This is a genomic window from Cryobacterium sp. SO2 (assembly GCF_026151165.2).
Classification (GTDB): Bacteria; Actinomycetota; Actinomycetes; order Actinomycetales; family Microbacteriaceae; genus Cryobacterium.
In genome coordinates, this window is sequence record NZ_CP117849.1 from 3673756 (window position 1) to 3686680 (window position 12925).

Annotated in this window: 15 protein-coding genes; 6 read left to right on the forward strand and 9 right to left on the reverse strand. The window is 69.4% G+C overall.

All coding sequences use genetic code 11. The features are described from left to right. The first annotated feature begins 117 nt into the window (after nt 1–117). Complete coding sequence (locus tag BJQ94_RS17290; RefSeq protein WP_265399998.1) at nt 118–747, forward strand: fructose PTS transporter subunit IIA; 630 nt, start codon at nt 118–120, stop codon at nt 745–747. Here the strand turns inward: BJQ94_RS17290 and BJQ94_RS17295 are convergent. Then, nucleotides 744–1673 (reverse strand): SDR family oxidoreductase, encoded by a 930-nt coding sequence (locus BJQ94_RS17295; RefSeq protein ID WP_265399999.1) that lies wholly within the window; start codon nt 1671–1673, stop codon nt 744–746. The two genes, BJQ94_RS17290 and BJQ94_RS17295, sit on opposite strands and share 4 nt — an antisense overlap. Nucleotides 1674–1779: 106 nt before the next feature. On the opposite strand from BJQ94_RS17295, the gene BJQ94_RS17300 reads away from it, so the two are divergent. Further along, nucleotides 1780–2346: a TetR family transcriptional regulator gene (locus BJQ94_RS17300; protein WP_265400000.1), complete on the forward strand. Its 567-nt coding sequence runs from the start codon at nt 1780–1782 to the stop codon at nt 2344–2346. A gap of 21 nt (nt 2347–2367) precedes the next feature. Here BJQ94_RS17300 and cofC read toward each other — a convergent pair whose 3' ends face one another. The 3 genes from cofC to BJQ94_RS17315 are packed head-to-tail and all read right to left on the reverse strand — an operon-like array spanning nt 2368 to nt 5062. Then, complete coding sequence (gene cofC, locus BJQ94_RS17305) at nt 2368–3054, reverse strand: 2-phospho-L-lactate guanylyltransferase (RefSeq protein ID WP_265400001.1); 687 nt, start codon at nt 3052–3054, stop codon at nt 2368–2370. Continuing rightward, nucleotides 3051–4058 (reverse strand): coenzyme F420-0:L-glutamate ligase, encoded by a 1008-nt coding sequence (locus BJQ94_RS17310; RefSeq protein ID WP_345893457.1) that lies wholly within the window; start codon nt 4056–4058, stop codon nt 3051–3053. The genes cofC and BJQ94_RS17310 overlap by 4 nt, the downstream gene beginning before the upstream one ends. Nucleotides 4059–4060: 2 nt before the next feature. After that, nucleotides 4061–5062 carry a TIGR03557 family F420-dependent LLM class oxidoreductase gene (locus tag BJQ94_RS17315; protein ID WP_265400002.1) on the reverse strand — a complete coding sequence of 334 codons (1002 nt, stop codon included), beginning with the start codon at nt 5060–5062 and terminating at the stop codon, nt 4061–4063. Between the two features lie 69 nt (nt 5063–5131). On the opposite strand from BJQ94_RS17315, the gene BJQ94_RS17320 reads away from it, so the two are divergent. Then, entirely contained in the window at nt 5132–5968 is an 837-nt protein-coding gene (locus BJQ94_RS17320; protein WP_265400003.1) for an exodeoxyribonuclease III, read from the forward strand. On the opposite strand, the gene BJQ94_RS17325 is transcribed toward BJQ94_RS17320, so the two are convergent. Next, nucleotides 5965–6543, reverse strand: a complete 579-nt coding sequence (locus BJQ94_RS17325; RefSeq protein ID WP_265400004.1) for a TetR/AcrR family transcriptional regulator — start codon at nt 6541–6543, stop codon at nt 5965–5967. The genes BJQ94_RS17320 and BJQ94_RS17325 overlap by 4 nt on opposite strands. Before the next feature lie 97 nt (nt 6544–6640). Between BJQ94_RS17325 and BJQ94_RS17330 the strand changes: the two genes are divergently transcribed. Both BJQ94_RS17330 and BJQ94_RS17335 read left to right on the forward strand, forming a co-directional pair. Further along, nucleotides 6641–7387: an SDR family oxidoreductase gene (locus BJQ94_RS17330; protein WP_265400005.1), complete on the forward strand. Its 747-nt coding sequence runs from the start codon at nt 6641–6643 to the stop codon at nt 7385–7387. Between the two features lie 39 nt (nt 7388–7426). Then, nucleotides 7427–8041: an antibiotic biosynthesis monooxygenase gene (locus tag BJQ94_RS17335; protein WP_265400006.1), complete on the forward strand. Its 615-nt coding sequence runs from the start codon at nt 7427–7429 to the stop codon at nt 8039–8041. A gap of 18 nt (nt 8042–8059) precedes the next feature. Here BJQ94_RS17335 and BJQ94_RS17340 read toward each other — a convergent pair whose 3' ends face one another. The 3 genes from BJQ94_RS17340 to BJQ94_RS17350 form a co-directional block, all read right to left on the reverse strand. Beyond that, nucleotides 8060–8980 (reverse strand): AEC family transporter, encoded by a 921-nt coding sequence (locus BJQ94_RS17340; protein ID WP_265400007.1) that lies wholly within the window; start codon nt 8978–8980, stop codon nt 8060–8062. A 47-nt stretch (nt 8981–9027) separates the two neighbouring features. After that, entirely contained in the window at nt 9028–10596 is a 1569-nt protein-coding gene (locus BJQ94_RS17345) for an MFS transporter (RefSeq protein WP_265400009.1), read from the reverse strand. Nucleotides 10597–10702: 106 nt separating this feature from the next. Continuing rightward, complete coding sequence (locus BJQ94_RS17350) at nt 10703–11314, reverse strand: helix-turn-helix domain-containing protein (protein WP_265400010.1); 612 nt, start codon at nt 11312–11314, stop codon at nt 10703–10705. Between the two features lie 93 nt (nt 11315–11407). Here BJQ94_RS17350 and BJQ94_RS17355 point away from each other — a divergent pair, with 93 nt between their 5' ends. Further along, nucleotides 11408–12223, forward strand: coding sequence for an alpha/beta fold hydrolase (locus BJQ94_RS17355; RefSeq protein WP_265400011.1), 816 nt, complete (start codon nt 11408–11410; stop codon nt 12221–12223). A gap of 176 nt (nt 12224–12399) precedes the next feature. Here BJQ94_RS17355 and BJQ94_RS17360 read toward each other — a convergent pair whose 3' ends face one another. Further along, nucleotides 12400–12678: an HPr family phosphocarrier protein gene (locus BJQ94_RS17360; RefSeq protein ID WP_265400012.1), complete on the reverse strand. Its 279-nt coding sequence runs from the start codon at nt 12676–12678 to the stop codon at nt 12400–12402. Nucleotides 12679–12925 lie beyond the last annotated feature (247 nt).

Below are 12925 nucleotides of genomic sequence, written 5' to 3' on the forward strand. Positions count from 1 at the left end.
GCCCGCTCAGGTGCGGACTGTACGCTGGGCATCCAGCAGCATCAGTCGTCGGGTGGCTCCCACGATGACGTGGTCGGCGCCCTGCCTGCTGCGATGTCCTGGAAGGACTTGTCACTCATGCCAGATACCCCCGCATCCGCGAACTCCCCGGCACGCCAGGGGTGGGGGCTGGCACAGCGGTGGGCAGCCCGGCTCATGCCCGGGCGCCCGCCCGCACCTGCGCGCCCCGTGACCGGCCCGCCGGCGCCCACGCCCACGTCTGCGCCCAAAACCGTGCTCGACTACATCGACGAACGCACCATCGTGCTCGACATCGACGAAACCGACCGGGACGCAGTCATCCGTCGGCTGGCCGGCCTGATGGCCAGCACTGGGATCGTCGTCGACGAGGATGCCGTGGTGCGAGCGGCCCTGGAACGCGAGTGCACGAGTACAACCGGCATCGGCGAGGGCATCGCGATCCCGCACGCCCAGTGCGACGGGGCGACGGCACCGGTGCTGGCATTCGCCCGCAGCACGACCGGTGTGGACTGGCACTCGCTCGACGACGCTCCGGCCCACCTGATCTTCATGATCGCCGTGCCGGTGGCTGCGGCCGACACCGAGCACCTCAAGGTGCTCGCCCAGCTGAGCCGCAGCTTGATGAAGCCGTCGTTCCGAGCGTCGATCGAGATGGCCGCCACCCCGGCCGACGTGCTCGCCGCCCTGGCCTCTTCGGTGCGCCCCGCGGTAAGCCCGGATCGCTAACCGAGGGCTGGCTGCCCGGCTGCGGCGGGAACAGTCCCGAAGTAGTACCCCGCTTCCAGGTCGTCGGCCAGGGTCGGTCCGGTCGGTGTCCAGCCGAACCGTTCCTGGGTGAGGCGGCTGGATGTGGGGATGTCGAGGCCGAAGAAGGCGCCGATCCAACCGAAGTGCGCGCTCGCATCCTTGGGCGCGACCGAGACCACCGGCAGGTCCAGGTGCCGCCCGATGACCTCGGCGATGTCCCGGGTGGCGATGCCCTCCTCGCTTACCGCGTGTACCACGGAGCCGGCCGGAGCCTCTTCCAGCGCCAGCCGCACCAGGCGCGCGGCATCGAGCCTGTGCACCGCCGGCCACCGGTTGGCGCCGTCGCCCACATAGCCGGAGACGCCCGTCGCCCGCGCGATGCCGACGATGGTGGACATGAAGCCGTGGTCACCGGCACCGTGCACGGTCGGGGCGAACCGCAGGCCCACCGCGCGCACGCCGCTCCCGGCATACTCCAACGCGAGGTTCTCGCTGCCGCCGCGCGGCGCATCCGGCCCGCTCAGCATGGAGACATCCAGCTCCGTCGCCACCCGGCCAGGGGTAAGTCCGGCCACACCGGCCGCGAGCAGGAAGGGCCGGTCGGAGCCCGCCAGCGTGGTGGCCATCGCCTCCACGACGGCGCGCTCGGTGCGGCCGGCACCGGCGTAGTCGGAGAAGTCGTGCTTGAAGGCGAGGTGGATGACGCCGTCGGCCGCCGCGGCGCCCGCCCGCAAGCTGTCGAGGTCGTCGAGGCTGCCGCGATGCGCCGTGGCCCCCGCGGCGACGAGAGCGGCGGCCGACTGGTCGGAGCGGGCGAGGCCGACGACCTCGTGGCCGTTCTGGAGAAGTTCGGGAACAACGGCGGAGCCGATCCAACCGGATGCACCGGTAACGAATACACGCATGAGAGTGATCTCCTTCTGGCCGGCGGCGAGGCCGGACCCTTGATGTCAGTTACTGCCATCGACGGTAGCACACCATGTCAGTCACCGACATCACTAGACTGAACCCGTGGGACGATGGAAACCGGATGCGCGCGGGCGCCTGACCTTGAGCGCGCTCGAGCTCTTCGCCGAGCGCGGCTACGAGCAGACGACGGCGGCGGAGATCGCCGAGCGGGCCGGCGTGACCGAACGCACCTTCTTCCGCTACTTTCCCGACAAACGGGAAGTGCTCTTCATGGGCTCGAAGCACTTGCAGGACCTGGTCGTGGCCGCGATCGCGGCCGCCCCGGCTTCGACAGGACCGATCGACGTGGTGGGAGTCGCCATGGAGAGTGCTGCGGCTCTTCTCGAGGAGGACCGCGACTACGCCCGGCAGCGCTGGGCAGTCATCGCGGCCAACCCGAGCCTGCAGGAGCGTGAACTGCTCAAGTTGGCGACCCTGGGCGGCGAGGTCGCGGCGGCCCTTCGCGAGCGTGGCATCGCGGAGCTGCCCGCGAACCTGGCCGCCGAGTCCGGCGTCACCCTCTTCAAGATCGCCTTCGAGACCTGGGTCGGCGACGCCCCCTCCGGCACCTTCACCGAGTGCATCCGCGACGCCCTCGCGCAGCTGAAAGAGCTGGCCGCGGGCGCCTGACCGGCTCCGCAGGGCGTTCGTCTAGTCCGGGATCGCCTGCGAGCGGGCGATGAGTGCGCTGGTATGCGCTCCGACACCTCGGCGCAGCACCTCGGCGAGGTTGTCGACGGTGTCGACGTCGCGCCGGATCGACGCGGTGGCAGGCAGGTCGAGCGGCCGGTGGCCGGCGGCCTCGTGCGCGGCCCGCGATCCGATCCCGAATTGCGGGGTCAGGGGCACGCCGGCCCTGGCGAGCAGGGCGGTGGTGCCGGCGCCCTCCTCGTCGGCGACCATGGCCCGGTCGTGAGCGGATGCGATGCTCAGGGTCGTCTCCACGTCCGCCACGGTGAGGGCGGGCAGGTCCCCGGTGAGCACCGCGATGTGGCTCAGCGGGTAGCGCTCCTGCGCCACCCGGATGCCCTCGGTGATGGCCGCATTGAGCGGGTCGCGAGGTGCCGCATCCGGCCCGCTCGGGGCATCCAAAACGGATGTCTGCGGCAGCTCGGGCACGATCTGGGCGCCCAGGGCGGCCAGAGGCGCGGCCGCACCGGGGTCGTTGGTGACCACGAGCACCTGCCGCACCATCTCGGCGGCGAGCAGGGCCGCGACAGTGTCGAGCGCGAACGCTTCGGCGAGCGCGCCGCGCGCCGGGAAGGTCTCGGGCAGGTCCCCCAGCCGGCTCTTCGCCGTGGCGCTGCCCTTGACCGGCACCACGCACACCCAACTCACGCCGGTGCGGTTCCGCGAGAAGCCACTTCACGCCCAGTTGTCCCGCGAGTTGCTTCAAAATCCCCCTTGGGGAGCGCTGAAAGGGCACTTTGCGGCAAGTCGGCAACAGAATTTTCGCGAGTTGCTTCAAAATCCCCCTTGGGGAGTGCTGAAGGGGCACTTTGCGGCAAGTCGGCGGAAGAAATCTGAGCCGGCGCAGCTGCAGCACCAGCCGCCGCCACCCCCGCCGTATACCCCTCCGCATACGCCTCAGCGCTGCCGACCCGGAACATGTCGTTCGCGCTGTCGCGGAGCAACCGCCGCGCGCCCCGGTCCCCCGCGTCAACCGGCCCGACCAGCTGCCCCAGACCGCGCAGCACGGCCACCGGGTTGCCGCTGGTCTTGCCCTTGATCAGGTCGGCGGCGCCGGCGATCTCGTCCGCGACTGCGGCGACGGTCACGTCGAGGCGACGACCGTGCGCATCCGTACTGCCCCGCAGGTCGTCGAGCACGGCCAGCCCGGCGGCGCCGATGGCAATGTCGGTCTGGCCGTCACGCCACGGGCGACCAACGGTGTCGGTGATCAGCACCCCGAGGTGCAGCCCGGTGGCCTCGCGCAGGGCTGTGCAGAGGGCGCGGGCGGAGGCATCCGGGTCGACGGGCAGCAGCAGCACTGTGCCCTGCTCCACGTTGCTGGCGTCCACACCCGCGGCGGCCATCACCAGGCCCTGCCGGTTCTCGACGATGCGGGTGACCCCGCCCGGATGCGCGCGGGTCGCCACGACTCGCACCGTCTCGTCGGTGATGGCCTGCTCGCGGTCGGTCGCGGCAACCTGGCGGCCCTCGGCCTTGGAGACGATCTTGCTCGTGACGGCCAGGATGTCGCCGTCGGCCAGGCGGGACGCCGCCGGTCCGGCGGCGGCGAGGATGATCGCGGCGAGGTCGTCGCCGGCGCGGATCTCGCCGATGCCGGGCAGCACGAACACCTCGAGCCGGGGGCGTGCTCCGTCAGCCGTGACAGGCATCGCTACCGGGCGAGCTTCGGCAGCACGTCGCGGCCGAAGACGTCGATCCACTGGCGCTGGTTGCGGCCCACGTTGTGCAGGTAGATCTTGTCGAAGCCGAGGTCGACGAACTTCTGGATGTAAGCGCGGTGGTCGTCGGGATCGGCGGAGATGATCATCCGGCCCTCGAAGTCCTCCGGGCGCACCAGCTTGGCCATCTGCTCGAACTCGAACGGTGAGCGGATGTCGCCCTTGGGGAATTTCATGCCGCCGTTGGGCCACTCGTGCAGAGCGTTGGCCATGGCCTCCTCGTCGGTCTCAGCCCAGCTCATGTGCAGCTGCAGCACCTTGGGCATGGTCGACGGGTCCTTGCCGGCTTCGCGGGCGCCGTCGTCGAACTTGCCGAACAGCATGGAGATCTTCTCCAGCGGGGCACCCACGGTGATGAGGCCGTCGGCGTGCCGGCCGGCGCGCTTGGCGGTGACCGGACCGGCGGTGGCCACGAGGATCTCCGGCGCGACCTCGGGCATGGTCCACAGCCGGGTGGACTCGAGCTTGAAGAACTGGCCGGAATGCTTGACGTCCTTACCGGCGATGGATGCGGCGAACAGCTTCGAGATGATCTCGATGGCCTCGAACATGCGGTTGATGCGCTCGGGCGCCTCGGGCCAGTAGCCACCGACGATGTGCTCGTTGAGCGCCTCGCCGGACCCGAGGCCCAGCCAGTGCCGGCCGGGGTACATCGAAGCGAGTGTGGCGGAGGCCTGCGCCACCATCGCGGGGTGCCAGCGGAAGGTGGGCGCGGTGACGCCCGGGCCCATGTCGCCCTTGGTGCGCTCACCGATCGCGGCGAGCACGCTCCACACGAACGAGGACTCGCCCTGGGCGGGCACCCAGGGCTGGAAGTGGTCGGCCGCCATCACGCCGGAGAAGCCGTGCTCTTCCGCATAGACCGACAGTGCCACCGCCTCGGCGGGGGCGAACTGCTCCAACATGGCCGCGTAACCGATCTGCAATTCCGACATACAGCCATCCTGCCACTCACGTGTGTCGGCGAGGTTTCTGGGGCGGCCACGCCAAATAGGCTTAGGCACATGCGCATCGCCACCTGGAACGTCAACTCCATCCGTGCCCGCGTCGACCGGGTGGTCGACTGGATGGTGCGGGAGGACATCGACGTGCTCGCCATGCAGGAGATCAAGTGCAAGCCGGAGCAGTTCCCCGCGCAGGCCTTCGAGGACGCCGGCTACGAGCTGGCCATCCACGGACTCAGCCAGTGGAACGGCGTGGCGTTCGCCAGCCGGCACGAGATGACGGATGTGGTCACCGCGTTCCCCGAGATGCCCGGCTTCCTCAAGGGTGAAGAGGGCCCCGGGCTGCCGCTGGAGGCCCGTGCGCTCGGTGTGACCGTGGACGACATGCGGCTGTGGAGCCTCTACGTGCCCAACGGCCGTTCGCTCGACGACCCGCACTACGTGTACAAGCTGGACTGGCTGGCACGGCTGAAGACCCACGCCGCTGACGAGCTGGCCCGCAACCCCCGCCTCGCGATGGCGCTGATGGGCGACTGGAACGTGGCCCCGCTGGACTCCGACGTAGGTGACCCCAACCTGGTGCCCGGCGTCTCCACCCACATCTCACCGGCAGAGCGCAGCGCCTTCGAGGCGTTCGAGGCGGCGGGCTTCACCGATGTGGTGCGCCCGATCGTGCCGGACGGCTTCACCTACTGGGACTACAAGGCGCTGCGCTTCCCGCGCAACGAGGGCCTGCGCATCGACTTCATCCTCGGCTCCCCCGCGTTCGGCGAGCTGGTGACGGATGCGAGCATCCACCGCGACGAGCGCAAGGGCGACGCCCCGAGCGACCACGTGCCCGTGCTGGTGGACCTCGAGACCGACGACGAGGACGACGACCGCCCGATGATCTTCTAGCGGTCTCGCCCACCCCCGGCGGGTGCCCGCAGGCCGTCGAGCACGATCGCGAGAAGATGACGGGATCGTTCGTCCCAATCGGCCTCCTCGAGTCGCGTGAGGAAGCCGATCAGGCTGATCACGTCGTGGGCATCGACATCCGCTCGAATCACGCTGGCAGCGCGACCGGAGTCGAGCAGCAGCGTGATGGCCTCGCCGATGGGGCCGAGGCTGCGCGCGCTGAGATCTTTCCAGACCGAGGCCTCTAGGGCCGCGAAGACTCCGCGCTTGACACGGGCGTAGTCGGCAACGCGGTCGAACCAGAGTGCGAGCGCATCGAGCGGCGCTTCGGTCTGAAGGAGGCTGCGGGCCAGGGCAACGAGTTCGTCGACATCGTGCCGGTACACCTCGACGAGCAGGTCGGCGCGAGTCGGAAAGTGCCGGTAGAGAGTGCCCTGGCCCACGCCGGCCTGCTGGGCGATCGCGTTCAGCCGCAACTCGCCGTCTGGCCCGGCGGCCGCAATCGCGTCGCGGGCCGCCGCGACGATGCGAGCGCGGTTGTTTCGGGCGTCTGCCCGGGGCGTTGACGGGTTCATTGGCTTCCACGGAGACATCGGTTGCTTAAACGGACAGGTGTCCGTATCGTTGAGCAAAGCGGACACGTGTCCACTCTAACGAAACGAACGATGGGCCATGAAAATGAACGACATCACCGGCACGGTAGTTGCCATCACGGGAGCAAGCAGCGGCATCGGCGAGGCAACGGCACGACTTCTTGCGGAGCATGGTGCCCTCGTCGCGCTCGGGGCCCGTCGCACCGACCGACTGGACAGCCTCGTGGCGGAGATTGTCGCGGGAGGCGGGCGGGCCATCGCGTGCGAGGTCGACGTCACGTCAGCATCGACGGTCGTGGACTTCGTCGCTCGCACCGTCGATGCGTTCGGCCGGCTGGATGTCTTCGTCGGAAACGCCGGGGTCTCCTCTCTGTCGCCGATCAGTGAACTCGACACCGCTGGCTGGTCGTCGATGATCGACGTGAACCTCCGCGGCGTCCTGAACGGCATCGCTGCAGCGATGCCGGTGTTCCAGACGCAGGGCCGCGGGCATTTCGTGACCACGGTCTCCACGTCGGGAATCAAGATCGTGCCGACCCAGGCCGTCTATGCGGCCACGAAGAACGCCGTCAGAACCCTGATGGAAGGCCTGCGACAGGAGTCGACGGATGGTGTCCTGCGCACAACATCGATCTCACCCGGCTACGTGCAGACGGAACTCGTCGACGCAATCGCGGACGTTCGCATCCGCGAGGCTGCGCAGGCGTCGATGGCGACCATGGGCATCCCCGCGGCAGCCGTGGCCCGGGCGATAGCGTTCGCGATCGAGCAGCCCCACGACGTCGAAATCGGCGACCTCACGATCAGGCCGACGCGTCAAGGCTGAGGCTCGACCGGTGGGAGCGGGGTCGCCCATACTTAACGCATGTCTCCTGCCGCATCCGCGAACGAGAGCGCGCCACAAGCCGCCGACGTTCCCGTCACCGTGTCCATCCGCCGCCGGGTCGACCCCGACCGGTTCGACGAGGCCACCCACTGGGTGCAGACCGGGATGGACCTCGCCAACGAGTACCCGGGCTTCCTCGGCTCCGGCTGGGTGCGCGCGCACGCCGGCTCCGGCCACTGGCACATGCTCTACAAGTTCCAGGATGCCGCCTCCCTGGATGCCTGGGAGAACTCGATTGCCCGCACCAGCTGGTTGCACGAGGGCGAGGGCCTGGTGCTCGAGTCGCACGTGGTCAAGCGCACCGGCATCGAGGGCTGGTTCGACGAGTCCCAGGCCAATGCCGGTCCGTCCTCGCCGATCCAACCGCCGCGGTGGAAGCAGGCCGTAGCCATCGGGCTTGGCTTCTTCCCGCTGAACGTGATCTTTACCTACCTGGTCACCGGCGTCGACCCGCAGTGGAACGACATCCCGACGGTGCTGCGCATCCTGCTGACCACCTTCGTGATGGCGCCAACGATGACCTACCTGGTGATGCCGTTCATCACCCGCAGGCTGCGGCCGTGGCTGCAGAAGGCCCCGCGACAGAAGGCCTGACCTGGCCAGGGAGCGCTCTTAGGCGAGCAGCGCCGCCACGATCACCAGCGCCGGGATCGCGGCGATGGTCGTGACGAGCACGGTGTCGCGAGTCACCACCTCACCGCGGCCGTAACGGGAGGCGAAGTTGAAGATGTTCTGCGCCGTGGGCAGGGCGCTCACCGTGACCACCGCGAACAGCTCGGTGCCGGCGAGCCCGAACACGAACCGGCCGATCAGGTAGGCGAGCACGGGCATCAGCACCACCTTGATCAGCGCGGCTACGGCCACCTGCTTGCGCCCGGTGCCGGCCTGCAGCAGCCGCTGGCCGTGCAGCGACATGCCGAACGACATCAGGACGAGCGGGATGGCGGCGCCGCCGATGATCTCCAGCGGCGCGATCACGGCGTCGGGCACCGGGATGCCGATGGCTGCGACGATCACGCCCAGGACCGAGGCGATGATCATGGGGTTGCGCAGCGGCTGGGTGAGGATGCCCCGCACCGACACCCGGCCGCGGGTGGAGGCGTCCAGGATGGTGAGTGTGATGGGAGCCAGCACGAGCAGCTGCAACAACAGCACGGGAGCCACGTACTGGGCGCTGCCGAGCACGTAGATCGCCACGGGCAGGCCGATGTTGTTGGCGTTCACGTAGGTGGCGCTCGTGGCGCCGAGCACGGTCTCGGCTACGGGCGCGCGGAAGAACAGCCGGGCCAACAGCAGGTAGAGCAGCATGCCGATGACCACGGCGCACAGCACCGTGGCGAGGAACGCGGAGAACAGCACGCGCACATCCGCGTGGGCGAGCACCGTGAACAGCAGCGCCGGGGTGGCCACGAAGAACGCGATGCGGTTGAGCACCCGGCCGGCGCTCTCGCCGGCCACGCCGGTGCGCTCCACGATGTACCCCACCAGGATCACAAACCCGATGATGGAGAACCCGACCAGCACACCGCCCATCCTTCGAGCCTAGGGCCCCCGGAACCAGGGGCCCGTCGGCTGCCGGGTCAGCCCACGAACTCTTCGGCGGACGATCCCGAGGTGCCGGACTCGGTCTCGAGGAGCACCTCGTCCGTGCTGTGGTGCGCGACAGGGTTGCGCACGAACACGGCCGCGGCGACGGCGATCAGGATGGCGACGCATCCGGCCACGACGAACGCGCTCGACAGCCCGCCCGCGAAGGCGTCCTGGGCGAGGGCGGTGGTGGCCGAGTCGACCCCGGTGGGGATGAGGCCCTGGGCCACGGCGTCGGAGCCGGCGAAGTCGGTGGCGCCGAGCCGGGCCGCGGTGCCGGCCGAGACGACGGCCGCGAGCACGGCGGTACCGAGCGCCCCGCCGAGCTGCAGCGCCGTGGCCTGCAGGCCACCGGCCACGCCGGCGAGCTGCACGGGCGCGCTGCCCACGATGGCCTCGGCGCCCGAGGTCATCACCAGGCCCACGCCGAGGGCGAGCACGACGAACGGCACGGCCAGGGCCAGGTAGGGCGTGTCCAGGCTGATCGGGGTGAGGCCGAACAGGGCCGCGCCCACCAGGACCAGTCCCAGCGACATGGTGAGACGGATGCCGAGCTTGCTCACCATGGCCGCGCCGATGGGCGACGCGATGATCGACACGGCGCTGAGCGGCAGCAGCATCACGCCGGCCGTGATGCCCTCTTCACCGCGGAAGTTGAGCAGGTATAGCGCCAGGAAGAAGGTCACCCCGAAGAGGGCGAAGAAGTTGGCGCCCACGGCAAGGGCGCCCACAGTGATGGTGGGATTGCGGAACAGGCCCATGGGCAGCAGCGGAGCGGCAACCCGGTTCTCCACCAGCACGAAGGCCACGACCAACAGCAGGCCGGCGGCGAGGACGCCCAGGGTGAGCGGGCTCGTCCAGCCCCACGACTCAGACTGAACAACGGCCAGCACGATGCCGAACAGGCCCAGGGCCAGCAACACGACGCCCGCGACGTCGAACCGGGCGCGACCGGTCGCGGAGCTTTCCCGAAGAACCAGGCCGCCGAGGATCAGGCCGATCACGGCGATCGGGGCGTTGATGTAGAACACCGACTCCCAGCCGAGGATGCCCACGAGGGCGCCGCCCACGATCGGCCCGGCGGCGATGGCCACGGATGACGCGCCGCCCCAGATACCGATGGCCATGCCGAACTTCTCCCGCGGGAAGGTCGCCCGCAGCAGGGCGAGAGTCTGCGGCATCAACAGCGCCGCGCTCAGCCCCTGCAGCGCCCGGAAGACGATGACGCCCTCGGTCGTGCCGACGAGGCCGATCGCCACCGAGGTGATCGCGAAGGCCGCGACGCCGATGAGGTACATCTTCTTGCGCCCGAACCTGTCGCCCAGCTTGCCGCCGAGGATGAGGAAGACCGCCAGGGCGAGCAGGTAGGAGTTGGTGATCCACTGCAGCTCAGTGAACGAGGTGCCGAGGGATTCGGAGATGGCGGGGTTGGCGACCGAGACGACGGTGCCGTCGAGGCCGACCATGAACAGGCCGAAGCAGACCGCGGCCAGGGACAGGCCAGAGTTGCCGCGGAGGGACCGGCGGCCCTCCGTCTGTCGGGTGGGGGTGGATGTGGACATGGTGGTGCTCCAAACGGTGGTGCGGGTGGGAAGGTCGTGCGTCGGCGCACAGGAGAGACGCTCGGCGGTGTGCTCGAGCGTGTGAGGGTGACGCGGGGCCGGGGCTCTAGCCGGGGCCGGCGGTGGGCCCGGGGGTGCGGGTGCCGAGGCGCTGCGGCTCCAGCACGGGCACGAGCCATTCGCGCACGATGCTCTGAAGTTCGGTGGGCGACACGACGTCGCCGCGGGCAAGAGCGCGATCCACGATCACCGAGAGGATCATGCGGGCGGCGAGGGTGGTGTCGGCCCGGTCGTCGATCCGGCTCTCCTGCTTGAGCACGTCGAGCGCCGCGCCGACAGCCAGGTGCAGCGGTTCCGCGAGGTGCTCCCGCACCGCGGTCATGATGGCGGGGTCGGAGCGGCCGGCGGCGTCCAGGGCGAGCACCAGCTGGCCGAAGCGCCCCACGGTGAGACTCCGCACGGCGGCGGTGATCGCCGTGAGCGCCTGAGTGAGGGTGTGTGAGGTATCCAGCACCGGGATGTCGATGGGGCCGAGCTTGGCCGCGACGGCCACGACCAGCGCGGTCTTGGTGGGCCAGCGCTTGTAGATGGTGGCCTTGGAGGAATGCGCCCGCGCGGCGACCGCATCGATCGTGAGAGCCGAGTAGCCCACCTCGGCCAGGAGGTCGGTCGTGGCCTGCAGAACGGCATCCGCCCGCTCGGCACTGCGCTTGCTCATCTCCCCGATCACATGTGTACTCTACCGTACACTTAGGCCTGTTCGTAAGCCGTGCCCTTTCGCGAGAGGACGCCGCTCCCCTACGCTCGAATCATGCCTCACCTCGATGTTCCCGGCGCGCGCCTGTACTACGAAACCGACGGACACGTCTCGAAGCCGGCGCTGCTGCTGATCCACGCCGGCATCGCGAACCTGCGGATGTGGGATCCACAGATCTCCGCGCTGGCTGCCGAGCACTACGTCATCCGCTTCGACACGCGCGGCTTCGGGCAGACCAGCACCGACGACGTCGCCTTCTCCAACCGGGCGGACGCCCTCGCGCTGCTCGACCACCTCGGCGTGGCCCGGGCGACGGTCATCGGCTGCTCGCGCGGCGGCACCATCGCGATCGACCTCGCCGTGGAGCACCCGGACCGGGTGGCCGGACTGGTCACCATCGGGTCGGGCCCGAGCGGGTTTCCCGACACCGAGCTGACCGAGGTGGAGGACGCCAGGTTCGATGAGATCGACCAGGCCTTCGCGGCAGAGGACTGGCACAAGCTGGCCCGGCTCGAGGCCGCGATCTGGGACTTCGGGCCGCTCCGCCGCGAGGAGGACCTCGACCCCGAGTTCGTCTCCACCGCCTACGCGCTCAACCGGGTGAACGTCGTGCACGCCGAGGAGAAACCTGTCTCGATCCCGCTCGAGCCGCCCGCCTACGACAGGGTCGTCGACATCGAGGTGCCCACCCTCATCACCGTGGGCGAGTACGACATGTCCGAGGTGCTCGCGGCCTACGAGTACCTGGTGGCCACCGTGCCCGATGCGAGCGGATGCATCTTCCGTGACGCCGCGCACCTGCCCAACGTGGAACGCCCCGCCGATGTGGAGCGGGTGCTGCTCACCTGGCTCACCGACAACTCCCTCTAGCCGCTCCCGAACTCCCCGCGCTGCTGCTCGCGAAAGCGGGTGTGTGGCTACCTCGCGATGGCCGTGGCAGCCGTTTCGCCGCTTTCGCGGGTCGTGAAAGTGGGGACAGCGGGAAACGACGACGGGCCCCGGTTTCCCGGGGCCCGTCGCAGGTGACGCGATGCTACGAGTGCTGCTTACGCGGCGTCGTGGTCCGTCTCGAGGATCTCGACGAGCCCGGCGAGGGCCTCATCGGCGCCCGCGCCCTCTGCGCGCAGCACGACGACCTGGCCGTTGCCGGCACCGAGGCTCATCAGCGACAGGATGCTGGACGCGTCCATGGCGTCTTCGATGGGGTCGCCCTCGAGGCCGATGGTGACCTCGAGGTCGAGGGCGCCGACGGCCCCGGCGAAGATCGCCGCGGGACGGGCGTGCAGGCCGACGCGGCTGGCGATGGTGGCGGTACGTTCTGACATGGTTCCTCCTGGAACGATTGGTGCGGGGGTGGCGCGAACGGGGCAAAAAAAAGACCCGATCAGCAGCCGAAGCTGTGATCAGGTCTTGCCCACTGACGCGGTCACAATCCTGTGAGTGCACTCTTCACAGTGCATCGAAACTGTACCTGCCCAGACGGCGGCGTCAAAATCGCGCCGCCCCGGCCTGAGCCGGCTCCTGTGGGTAACTCCCGTCGCGCCGACGACGACCCACTAGCCTGTGGGGGCC

Excerpts from the sequence above, each read along its gene's own strand:
- BJQ94_RS17290 (WP_265399998.1), top strand. The coding sequence starts at position 118 with ATGCCAGATACCCCCGCATCCGCGAACTCCCCGGCACGCCAGGGGTGG.
- BJQ94_RS17295 (WP_265399999.1), bottom strand. The coding sequence starts at position 1,673 with ATGCGTGTATTCGTTACCGGTGCATCCGGTTGGATCGGCTCCGCCGTT.
- BJQ94_RS17310 (WP_345893457.1), bottom strand. The coding sequence starts at position 4,058 with ATGCCTGTCACGGCTGACGGAGCACGCCCCCGGCTCGAGGTGTTCGTG.
- BJQ94_RS17315 (WP_265400002.1), bottom strand. The coding sequence starts at position 5,062 with ATGTCGGAATTGCAGATCGGTTACGCGGCCATGTTGGAGCAGTTCGCC.
- BJQ94_RS17320 (WP_265400003.1), top strand. The coding sequence starts at position 5,132 with ATGCGCATCGCCACCTGGAACGTCAACTCCATCCGTGCCCGCGTCGAC.
- BJQ94_RS17325 (WP_265400004.1), bottom strand. The coding sequence starts at position 6,543 with ATGAACCCGTCAACGCCCCGGGCAGACGCCCGAAACAACCGCGCTCGC.
- BJQ94_RS17330 (WP_265400005.1), top strand. The coding sequence starts at position 6,641 with ATGAAAATGAACGACATCACCGGCACGGTAGTTGCCATCACGGGAGCA.
- BJQ94_RS17335 (WP_265400006.1), top strand. The coding sequence starts at position 7,427 with ATGTCTCCTGCCGCATCCGCGAACGAGAGCGCGCCACAAGCCGCCGAC.
- BJQ94_RS17340 (WP_265400007.1), bottom strand. The coding sequence starts at position 8,980 with ATGGGCGGTGTGCTGGTCGGGTTCTCCATCATCGGGTTTGTGATCCTG.
- BJQ94_RS17345 (WP_265400009.1), bottom strand. The coding sequence starts at position 10,596 with ATGTCCACATCCACCCCCACCCGACAGACGGAGGGCCGCCGGTCCCTC.
- BJQ94_RS17350 (WP_265400010.1), bottom strand. The coding sequence starts at position 11,314 with ATGAGCAAGCGCAGTGCCGAGCGGGCGGATGCCGTTCTGCAGGCCACG.
- BJQ94_RS17355 (WP_265400011.1), top strand. The coding sequence starts at position 11,408 with ATGCCTCACCTCGATGTTCCCGGCGCGCGCCTGTACTACGAAACCGAC.
- BJQ94_RS17360 (WP_265400012.1), bottom strand. The coding sequence starts at position 12,678 with ATGTCAGAACGTACCGCCACCATCGCCAGCCGCGTCGGCCTGCACGCC.